Raw genomic sequence first — 11,255 nt, forward strand, 5'->3', positions numbered from 1 at the left:
GCCTCCCATATCCGTACGTACCCAACCCGGATCAACACAGTTTACAGCAATACGATCGGCCTTGAGAGCACCGGCAAACTGCTTCGTAACGGCATTCAGGGCGGCTTTTGAAACGCTGTAGGCAGGGGCATAAGTCGACATATCTTTGATTATCCCTGCTCCACTGGATACGTTGATAATGCGACCGCCGTCAGGACTTTTCCGTAAATGATCCAAAAAATCCTGAATAACCAAAATAGGCCCGGTCACATTGGCCTTGAATGTCCGGTCGAGCATTTCGGCATTTAGCTTAAGAATAGTTTCGCCATGATCTTCGAGAATACCGGCATTGTTGACCAGTACATCCAGATGGTCGGCCTTCTGCGAAAATGTACCACAGGCCGTACGTATACTAACCGGATCAGTTACATCGATCTGAATAAATGTGGACTCATAACCTGCCTGACAAAGCTCTTCCGAAGCTTCCCGGCCTTTTGCGATATCGCGGGCACCGATAAATACGGCAAAGCCCTGCTTTGCCAACTGCCAGGCAATTTCCTTTCCAATACCCCGGTTTGCTCCGGTAATAAATGCTGTGCGATGATGGTGAGTTTTCATACGTTTTCGTGGATTTAGCAAAACAGTGGGTACCCACTATTTACTAAATCTATGAAGCGTAAAAATGTTTGTGAAAAAACAACCGTATGCTCAAGCAACTGACCGTTTCCTCAGTGCTATGCAGGAATTTAGTAGCTTAGCGGCTAATCTTGCTTATTGGCTTCATTAATTCTGTACCCATGAAACCTTTATATTTTTTCTTTGCGATCATCGGGCTGACCAGCCAGTTATCTTTGGCTCAATCGGGTACGACAAATCGGACAGCGACGCAGCCCAATTCCCGAACGGTCGTAACCAACCGTCAGCAGGAATTATACGATCAGTATCACGGCATTACCAAAAAGCCAAGCACGTCAACGCCAGCCGCAACAACTACAGCCATCACAAATCGTCAGGCACCCGAGCAACAGGCCGTAAGCACAACTACCCAGCCATCGGCAGTAGACGCCCCCAGGAAAGCAATGACGCGGGAAACGATGACACGCCCCGAACGGATTGCACGGGATGGCACCTCATCGGGTTTCCGAATTGGGGCTCGTGGAGGGGTTACATATCCGTTCTATACAGAAAAAATTACTGGTTTCGAAGCACAGGTGGGCTTTACAGGCGGTGTAGTTCTTAATTTCGGGAAGGGGACTATTTCGTTTCAGCCAGAGGTGAATTATACACGCTATACGCAACGGGTAACCGACCTTTTTGCTCAGACAGTCACTACTGGTAATGATTTCATTGAAGTGCCTCTTTTCCTGAAAATTTCATCAGGAACGTACGCAGGGAGCCGATTTTTTGTCAATATTGGTCCTTATGGGTCTTATCTGGCCAGCTCCAGTCTTGATGGGAAAAAACGAGATGTCAGCAATACGCCAGGTCGCTTTGGGTTCGGTGGTGCAGCCGGTGTAGGTGCTGCCTTAAAAGCAGGCCCCGGTCATGTTACGATTGAAGTACGAGGGCTGTATCCGTTGAGCGATACCGATGGAAATTTCAGTACTGACTCAAAGATCGTATGGGGTCAAGGAGCTTTAGGCTACATCTTTCCGCTATAACGATAAAATTTCTCATAGAGTGGGTTTTTGGAATGGCGGCAATCCCCTGGGTGCCGCCATTTTTGTAATGATTGAATGATTGAATACCATCCGGCAGAGTATGCAGCGTACGCTATTCAATCATTCAATAATTCAGTAATTCAATCATTCGATCATTTAAAAGAGTAGCTTCCAGCCGTTAAAGAACAAGTCTTTTCCTGGTTGGCCTGACCATTGCTTATTATCGTCAGTAGCCAGAGGCTCGTCATCCACATCAAACGTGCGCCCTTCTTTTTGCACTACAATAGCTGAAATTCCCTTTTCAGCCAACGACCGGCATATGGCTCTCGTGGTATTTGTGGGCTTCCCCGCTACTAATCCGATGGTTGAATCGTTGGTTTTCATGGTTATTGAGTTGTTGTATGTGCAAACAAATTTTTCAAATTAATTCTAGGCCCCATCACCCAGGACCTTCGATGCCTTAAAGATCTGCTGTGTAAGCTGACAAACATTGGTTTCGCCCAATACCTGCGAATAACGCTCGCTCACCCGATCCCAGGCAGCCGTAATATCAGGCTTGATAGACTCCCCTTCTTCAGTTGGGAAAATCAGCGTCTTTTTCCCTTCAGATTCTCTACGAACCAACCGTTTTTGCTCCAGTTTCTCAACCAGACGCGTTATAGTAGATGGCGTCAGGCAGAGCGTTTCGCTCAATTCCGAAGGGGTAATACCCGGCTGGGAAACCACTTCGCAGAGCATGTAAGCATGTGAATAACACATGCCAAAACGGCCAAACTCTTCGTCGCCAATGGCAGTGATAGCCCGTGCCAACGCATTTGCCGAGAACAACAGACAAGCGCTGTAGCGTGATGTCGATGAACTTTCTTCAGCAACAGCGATCGTTTTCTCTCCTTTCATCTTCTTCAATTACGAATGACTGTACAAAGGTAATAATGATATTTGTATGTGCAAACAATATTTTTAAAAAGTATTAGGAGCGAGGAGCGAGTAGTGAGAATGGCTGACGCGAAAGCAATATTTTCGCGTCAGCCATTCTCACTACTCGCTCCTAACTACTTCCTCGGAAGATGGACTTCAGCCATCATACAACGGGCCGAACCTCCACCGTTGCTTTCGATTGTAGACAGATTAAAGTGGAACAGAGAAGCGTAATCGTCCAGCTGGTCGATTTGCCGAAGGGTTAGCGATTCGAAGGCCCGCGTCGACATGACCAGTACCTTCTGTCCTTTATTTGTCAGAACCTGGAGCATATTCCCCGCAAAGCTGGCCATTTGCTCCAGCGATATTTCGATAATACGCTTACCCAGTTTTTCCAGTTCCTGGCGTACCATCAGCCGTTCGTCGGGGTCTGTGATAGCTGCCAGGCAAATCACGGCAAACGTATCTGCAATGCACATAACCACATTGGTATGATACACCGCTTTGCCATTGGCATCGGTCGCTTTAAAGGCCACGGTTCGATACCCGGTCTGGCGGCTGAACTCAGCCAGTACATCGGCATCGGTACGAGGTGATAAACTGGCAAAGGCTACTTTATTCATCCGGTCCAGTACCAAACTACCAGTACCTTCCAGGAATTTACCTTCCTGCTCGAACGAAGTCAGATCGACCACGCGGGCAACATGGAACCGTTTGGCCAGATCGTCGATAATATCCTGCCGTCGTTCAAGCCGTCGGTTTTCGGCCTGCATAGGGTAAAGTACAACCGTACCGCTGGCATGAAACGATACCCAGTTATTGGGGAAAATCGAATCAGGTGTATGCGGATCAGCAGTATCTTCATACACCATGACATCAACCCCTAAGGCCTGCAACTGACGAACCATCTCATCAAACTCCTGTAGGGCATCTTCCTGGGCTATATCATTTGCCTGTGTCGCCAGTTTACTATCCTGAAACGCGTTAGATTCAGCGGTTTGCTCATTGAATCCAAAGCGAACCGGGCGGATCATCAATATACGGGAGGTGGCCTGTGATTGCATGCACGTAGTCGATCAGTTGGAAAGCCTTACGGCCAAATCGGGTAGCAAATTACTATTGATGTCGCAATTGTTCAACAATTCCCTTAAAGAGTCCTGTAAGGTTTAGAAAATCGACTGGTTCAGAAACACTTATAGTTCCTCACGCCATAGGGGCAGACTCATACAGTGGGAGCCTCCCCGTGCCCGGCTCAGTTCGGCCGAAGGCAGCATAATAAATGTATTCTCGATGGTTTCGGGTGAAGTAACACCCGACTCAAAACGTTCCAGCAACTCCTCTGCCCGCACCACATCGAAGCCCGCCATACGGAAAGCTTCGGCGGTTTTTTCGTTACGGTCATATCCTACCACAACCCCGTCTTTTAGTGCCAGCAGGTTACATGAATCCGTCCATTGCTCACGGGCTCCAAACGGGAACTCATTATTGCCCGAATAAATAAACTGCACAGGCTCGGTAGCCCCCAGATCATTTTTACTGATGTCGGCCAGGAGGTCTTCCAGATTTTCAATCTCGATCGGCTTATGCTCAAGACCCTTGATAAATTGCAGGATTTTCAAATCTTCCGATACGTCTTTGGGGGCAAAAAAATGAATTACATCCCGTTTCTTTGCTTCATCACCCGTACGGGCCAACGAACCCAGCAAAACCCATACATTGCGTTTTACCTGCGTAAAAATGGTATCGATATGCATATAATCCCGCTTTTTAGGGATTTGCAAAATCGTTACCGTATCCACCAGATTCTTATTGAAAACGAGACGCATAACCTGCTGAGCGGCATATAAAGTTGTCCGTTCACTTACCCCAATCAACAAATGCCGTTTGGCAATCATCATCACATCGCCCCCCTCCAGCGTTGATCGGGTCACATCGCGGTTGGTATCGGCATCGGATAACAAGAAGGCGTATTCATTATCGGGAATCTCAATGATTTTATCCTGGTAACCAGCAAACAGGGGATGGTAGAAAAATATGTACTGTGTAAGTAGGGCTTCACGGGTCCGGGCTAGTTTAGCCGGTTTATTCAGCAGAATGTGGTCATTGATAACGATGCCAATGTCGCGGGTGAAAATAAAATTAGGTAGGGGTGCAAAAAGCATCGTTCGATCGGGCAGCGAGCCGGAAATCATGATTTTTGCAAGTTCAGCGGGCTCATACTGGCTCAACTGCTGTTGTGTTCGAAAAGCAGCCCGCTCAATGCCACAAATTGTAGCAATCAGCCGGGTACGGATACCTTCATCCTTCAAGATATCTGCCAGAAGCAATTGAATATCAATGACTTTATCGGACTTAAAATAGCCCGGATGATCGGGTTTGAAAAACGACCGATCCGAACCCGGACCAAGTGACGCGACCTTGCCCCGGATCGTATCGGGGTCCAGAAAATATAACAGAAGCTTAACGTAATAGTCGTACTCGTCCCGGCGCATCATATCCAGATGTACGATGTCTTCAAAGAGCCAGTCCTGTGCTTTGGAAGGTATTACTTTGCCCAAACCCCGATCGGGGCTATGAATCAGCAACCGTCTGAGCGTACCGATTTCGCAGGCAACCTGAATGCGAAAGGGTTCAGCTTCATGCATGGCATCCCGGTTATCCAGGTTATTTGTTTCATACTCGTTTTCCATACTTCTTCTCTCCACCAGAGGGATTGAGTGAATTGCAAGGTACGAGTTTGAACACGGAAAAGAAAAGCCACTCTACTCTCAATAAATTTACACCAGCTGCATCAAATTCATAAAAAATAAACATATATAAATAACAATAAACAAAAAGACAATATTTTCAGCTTTACATTAATATAAAAACATGCTTTGTAAATGAATTACAAAAAATAATGGCATACTATTTGCTAAAGAGCTCAATTCTATTTTTATGAAAAAGTATACATATATCAAAACTAGATTTCGTCTACACGTTTGTTAGCATTTATTGGCATTTCATCCATACTAACTCTTTGCGGCATACTTTTTGACAAACTAGCACACGTGTTGTATTGATCTACTCGTGACTATAGAAGATATGCCTACGTTTACTACAAAATCAACAAGTTGGCTTTTACTATTTTTTATAATCAGTATAGCGATTGCTATACCTGGTTCAAGCCAAACCATTACTGGCACTGTCTTTAGAGACTTTAACAGCAATGGAACGTATGAAGCCGCCCCAGTTTCAGGTACTTATTCTTACGGAGAACCAGGGGTAGGCGGGGTCATTGTCAAAGCCTATAATGCCAGTGGTGTGGTATCTGCCTCTGCCATTAGCAGTACACTAACTGCATCGCTGGGCAGTTACACATTGAGTGTAGGCAATACCAACGCATACCGGGTAGAGTTTACCAATCTGTCGGCAGGAGACTTCGACGGATTTCGCGGCACTAACAACGCGACTTCTGTTCAGTTTGTTAACGGAGGTAGCACCAGTGTAAACTTTGGATTAAACTATCCATCCGACTATTGCCAGAGTAATCCGCAAATCGTCGTTCCCTGTTATGTAAACGGCAACTCCACCGGAACCGGATTAGGCACCACGGTTGCGGCCAATAGGGATGTGCTGGTTCAATTACCTTACAACAGCACCGGCGATTCACCGGCCGAAAGCTCTCTGGGCTTAAATAAAGAAATCGGGACCCTTTATGGTGTTGCGTATCAACGACAAGGTAAGCACTTATTCACGTCAGCGTTCCTGAAACGTCACTCGGGGCTAGGCCCAGGCGGACCGGGGGCTATTTATCTTTCCGATCTGGCCGGCAACCACTCGGTATTCATCACACTTCCTTCCGCTGCAACCGCTATAACAGCAGCTGGTAGCACAACAGTCCTGTCGAACACAGATCGAGCATTAAGTAATCTGGCAGCTACCCCCAACTATGACCCATCCGTATTCGATCAGGTAGGTAAAGCGGGGCTGGGTGATCTCGAAGTATCTGACGATGGCACTGAATTATACGTTGTCAATCTGGGCGACCGGAAGCTATACCGAATCCCAATCAACAATCCGACAAGCCTTACCCCTACTGCCGGTACGCCTACCTCCTACACGATCCCTGCCCCTTCGCTAAGAACGGGTAGCCAATTCCGGCCATTTGGCTTGAAATACTATCGGGACCGCGTGTACGTTGGGGGCGTTACGACCAACGAAGCGGTCTCCACAACGATAAGCTTCGGACTTGGTTCAACCGATAATTCGATACCCTTACAAACCCGCGACACAACTGGCATGAAAGCGGTTGTTTATGAGTTCAATCCGGTCAATGGCAGCTTTACTACTGTACTAACGTTTCCTCTTACGTATAAGAAAGGGGCCACTAACAATGACAAGGATGGCTCCAGCCGGGCAGAATATTGGTTCCCTTGGGTAGACACTCAGGCCCCTAACTCGTTTTTGAGCCGCTATGCCCGTAACGATCTACCCAATGCCAGCCACCCCCAACCGATGCTCACCGACATTGAAATCGATGTAGATGGCGCGATGATTATTGCGCTTCGTGACCGTTTTGGCGAGCAGTATGGAAACCAAAACTATGGCACTAACACCACTGATAATATTACTCTCTACAGAGCTATTGCTCCCGGTGATCTACTAAGAGCAGGAAAATGCAATCCGTCGGTCAACCAGTGGACAATTGAGAATAACGCTAGTATTTGTGGTGGTACGGCTACGGCTGGTGCCAGTACAACTCAGGGCATCGGTGGTGGAGAGTTTTACTACGGAGATGCTATCTCTCAACCGAATACGGTGACGCCTTACCACCTGGAAATGGTATTAGGTGGACTAGCTCTATTGCCAGGCTACGGTGAAGTTCTGTCAACAGTGATGGACCCAACCACCCATACCGATGCGGGCGGCATACGTCGCTTTAGAAATAATGGATTTGGTGACCCTTCAACAAGTGCGCAGATTTTTTTCAGTGGGAACGATGTATCTACCTATGGTAAAGGAAATGGCTTGGGTGATGTTGAGGTAGTCTGTAATCCTGCACCTGTACAGATTGGCAACCGGGTCTGGCTAGACTCCAATAACAATGGCATCCAGGATCCCGGCGAAACACCATTAGCTGGCGTGAAGGTCACGCTAAGTGGTCCCGGCCTGGCCTCCCCTGTCAGCGTAACGACCAACTCAACTGGGGAATATTATTTTTCGAATGCATCAGGCACCAACGCCTTAGGATTTGTCTATAGCCTGACAGGCATCACTAGCGGAAGTTCATACACACTAACTTTCCCAACCAGTGTAAGCACAGCCAGCCTGAGTAGTAAGCCCAACTCAGCTACGGGTACTAACCCTGACTATATCGATACGGACCCTAATGCCAGCGGTATCGTTACGTTCACCCTAGGGCAAGCCGGTGCTAATAACTTTACGTTCGATGCAGGCTTTGTGCCCTGTTCATTTACAGCACTGGCCCAGGCAAACGGGAATCTTGGTAGTACTACAGTTTGCCAAGGAACGTCGGCGACACTAACAGCACAGGTTACTCCAGCTGGTAGCTATACCTACGCCTGGAGTGCGCCAACCGGTGTTACAGTAACGAATGGCACAACTGCCACGGCAACCACATCAGGTTTACCGACCGGAACACATACTTTTACGCTTACGGTAAGCAGCAGTCCTGTTTGTTCGACAACGGCTACTGTCACTGTCGTTGTCAGCCCTACTCCCACACCGACACTAACGTCGGCCACGATCTGCGTGGGCCAGTCGACTACCCTGACAGCAACTGGCGGCACCAGCTATACGCTCTCCAATGGCATCACCAGCACAACCTCTGCTACGGGTTCCTTTACGGTTACGCCGACGAGTTCAACCACGTACACAGTGACTGTCGCCAATGCCTCGGGTTGTATCAGTACTACCACCGCTGCCGTTAGTGTGAATCAACTACCCATAGCGACCCTTTCTTCGGCTACCATCTGCGTTGGTCAGCCCGTAACCCTGACGGCCACTGGTGGAACTAGCTATACCTTCAGTAACGGTACGACTAATACTACCGGATTGATGACGGCAACCCCTGCCAGTACTACTGCCTACTCAGTCACTGTTGCTAATGCCAGTGGTTGCCATAGCACCACCACCGCTACCGTCAACGTTAATCAGTTACCAAGCCCGACACTAACGTCGGCTACAATCTGTGCGGGCCAGTCGACTACCCTGACAGCGACTGGCGGCACTAGCTATACGCTATCCAATGGCATCACCAGCACAACCTCTGCTACGGGCTTCTTTACAGTCACGCCAGCGGGTTCAACCACGTACACAGTGACTGTCGCCAATGCCTCGGGTTGTATCAGCACTACCACCGCCACCGTTAGTGTGAATCAACTACCCATAGCGACTCTCTCATCAGCTACCATCTGCGCTGGTCAGCCCGTAACCCTGACAGCCACTGGTGGAACTAGCTATACCTTTAGCAATGGCACGACGAACACCACCGGCCTCATGACAGCAACTCCCGTTAGCACCACCGCCTACTCAGTCACTGTTGCTAATGCCAGTGGTTGCCATAGCACCACTACTGCTACCGTTAATGTTAATCCATTACCCACGGCAGCTTTAAGTTCAGCTACCATCTGTGCTGGTGCGTCGGCAACCCTTACCGCTACCGGAGGCACCAGTTATGCCTTCAGTAACGGAACAACCAACGCCACCGGACTACTGACAGTAGCACCCGTTAGTACCACTGCCTATTCCGTTACTGTTACTGATGCAGCCGGTTGTCAGGCTGTTGCCACGGGGGGCGTAACCGTCAACAACAATCCGGTAGCTGCACTCTCATCAGCAACCCTATGCGTTGGGCAGTCAGTTACCCTGACGGCTTCAGGAGGAAGCTCGTTCGTCTTCTCCGATGGTACTGCCAACACTACGGGTCTCCTGATTGTAGCACCCACCAGTACCACCGCCTACTCAGTTACTGCCAGCAGTGGAGCCAACTGTTCGGCCTCTGCTTCAGCCACTGTCACTGTCAATCTATTACCGACCCCGGCCCTGACCTCCGCGACTATTTGTGCAGGGGAGTCGGTTACGCTGACCGCTACAGGAGGCACTAGCTATACCTTTAGCAACGGCACGACAAATACTACCGGCCTCATGACAGCAACTCCCGTTAGCACCACTGCCTACTCAGTCACTGTCGCCAATGCAACGGGTTGTATCAGTAGCACTACCGCTACCATCACGGTCAATCAACTGCCCGCTCTGCTAACCAGTGTATCCTGTAATGGATTAGCTACATACCAGGTCAGTTTTACCGCTACTCCAGGCGCATCGGTCACGGCTTCCTTGGGTACAATCACAGGATCGACAATCACCGACATCCCTTCAGGGCAGCCTGTACTCATTACCCTAACACTCAATGGCTGCTCTATCAGCCAGCAATTGTCTCAGAATTGTTCGTCCAATGCTGCCAGTCTGGGTGACTTTGTCTGGGTGGATGCCAACAAAAATGGGGTTCAGGATCAAAACGAAGCACCTATTCCGGGCGTGACCGTCATCCTCTACACCAGTGGGGTTGCCTCGGCTACCACCGTAACCGATGCCTCTGGACTCTACTCCTTCACCGGATTGACACCGGGCAACAGTACTTCCTATGTGGTAGGCTTCACTCCACCAGCCGGTTACACAGCTACGATTCCTTACAGTGGCACCGATCGGACCAAGGATTCAAACGCCGATCTGATTACAGGACGGACTGAATCCGTAACGCTGACGAACGGCGAGTACAACTCAACCCTGGATGCGGGCTTCTACCTGATTCCCGCCGGGCTGGGAGATTTTGTCTGGATTGACCTGAATAAGAATGGGCTTCAGGACGGCATCGAGCCGGGCATCGAAGGAGTAATTGTTACGCTATATGTTAATGGCGCAACTTCTTCCACTACCACTACCGATGCCAGTGGCCTTTATTCCTTCACTGGGCTTACACCAGGCAACAGTTTCAGTTATTCAGTAGGGTTTACGGCCCCAACCGGCTATACAATCACTACGCCACTCAGCGGGACGGATAGAACTAAAGATAGTGACGCTGACCTGATCACCGGGCTTACCCAATCAGTAACGCTGACACCGGGAGAGTTCAATTCAACACTGGATGCTGGCTATCTAGTACCCGCTCAGCCCGCCGTTACCGCCAGCCTGGGCGACTTTGTCTGGCATGACCTGAATAAAGATGGGATTCAGGATGTTGGGGAGCCCCCAATTGCCGGGGTCATCGTTACTCTATACACGGATGGCGTCATTTCAGCAACCACTACAACCAATGCTTCAGGGCTGTACTCATTCACAGGTCTGACACCGGGCAACAGCTTCAGTTATGTTGTAGGCTTTACTCAACCGTCGGGCTACACAGCCTCGCCAGCACAACAAGGAGGTAATGACGCCAAAGACAGTGATGCTAACCCCATCACCGGATTCACTCGCTCGGTCACGCTAGCAGCTGCCGAAAACAACCTGAATCTGGATGCTGGATTCTACACTTTGCCTATACGCCTAACGCTTGACAAAGTAGTCAATAAGTCGAAGGCACAACTTGGTGAAGTACTCACCTACACCATCGTGCTGACCAATGTCGGGTCCACTACAGCGACTAACGTGACCGTCCGCGATTCGACCACATCCGGACTCACCTACATCGCCAAC

Annotated in this window: 7 protein-coding genes; 2 read left to right on the top strand and 5 right to left on the bottom strand. The window is 49.2% G+C overall.

The window, feature by feature from the left end:
* Positions 1-597, bottom strand: a 597-nt coding sequence (locus tag BGO59_RS24285) for an SDR family NAD(P)-dependent oxidoreductase (protein WP_293687622.1), incomplete at its 3' end; no start/stop codon positions are given.
* 179 nt (positions 598-776) lie between these two features.
* Here BGO59_RS24285 and BGO59_RS24290 point away from each other — a divergent pair.
* Positions 777-1,640 carry a porin family protein gene (locus tag BGO59_RS24290; RefSeq protein ID WP_293687625.1) on the top strand — a complete coding sequence of 288 codons (864 nt, stop codon included), beginning with the start codon at positions 777-779 and terminating at the stop codon, positions 1,638-1,640.
* A gap of 156 nt (positions 1,641-1,796) precedes the next feature.
* Here BGO59_RS24290 and BGO59_RS24295 read toward each other — a convergent pair whose 3' ends face one another.
* The 4 genes from BGO59_RS24295 to BGO59_RS24310 form a co-directional block, all read right to left on the bottom strand.
* Positions 1,797-2,024 (bottom strand): hypothetical protein, encoded by a 228-nt coding sequence (locus BGO59_RS24295; protein ID WP_293687628.1) that lies wholly within the window; start codon positions 2,022-2,024, stop codon positions 1,797-1,799.
* 45 nt (positions 2,025-2,069) lie between these two features.
* The gene (locus tag BGO59_RS24300) at positions 2,070-2,537 is read right to left on the bottom strand and encodes a MarR family transcriptional regulator (RefSeq protein ID WP_293687631.1); all 468 of its coding nucleotides are present in this window, start codon (positions 2,535-2,537) and stop codon (positions 2,070-2,072) included.
* Between the two features lie 155 nt (positions 2,538-2,692).
* Entirely contained in the window at positions 2,693-3,622 is a 930-nt protein-coding gene (ctlX, locus tag BGO59_RS24305) for a citrulline utilization hydrolase CtlX (protein ID WP_293687633.1), read from the bottom strand.
* Between the two features lie 129 nt (positions 3,623-3,751).
* A complete protein-coding gene (locus BGO59_RS24310) occupies positions 3,752-5,203 on the bottom strand; it encodes an arginine deiminase family protein (RefSeq protein ID WP_293687639.1) in 1,452 nt (483 codons plus the stop codon).
* 439 nt (positions 5,204-5,642) lie between these two features.
* Between BGO59_RS24310 and BGO59_RS24315 the strand changes: the two genes are divergently transcribed.
* Positions 5,643-11,255: SdrD B-like domain-containing protein (locus tag BGO59_RS24315; RefSeq protein ID WP_293687636.1), on the top strand; the 5,613-nt coding region annotated here is incomplete at its 3' end.

This window comes from Spirosoma sp. 48-14, from assembly GCF_001898575.1.
Classification (GTDB): Bacteria; Bacteroidota; Bacteroidia; order Cytophagales; family Spirosomataceae; genus Spirosoma.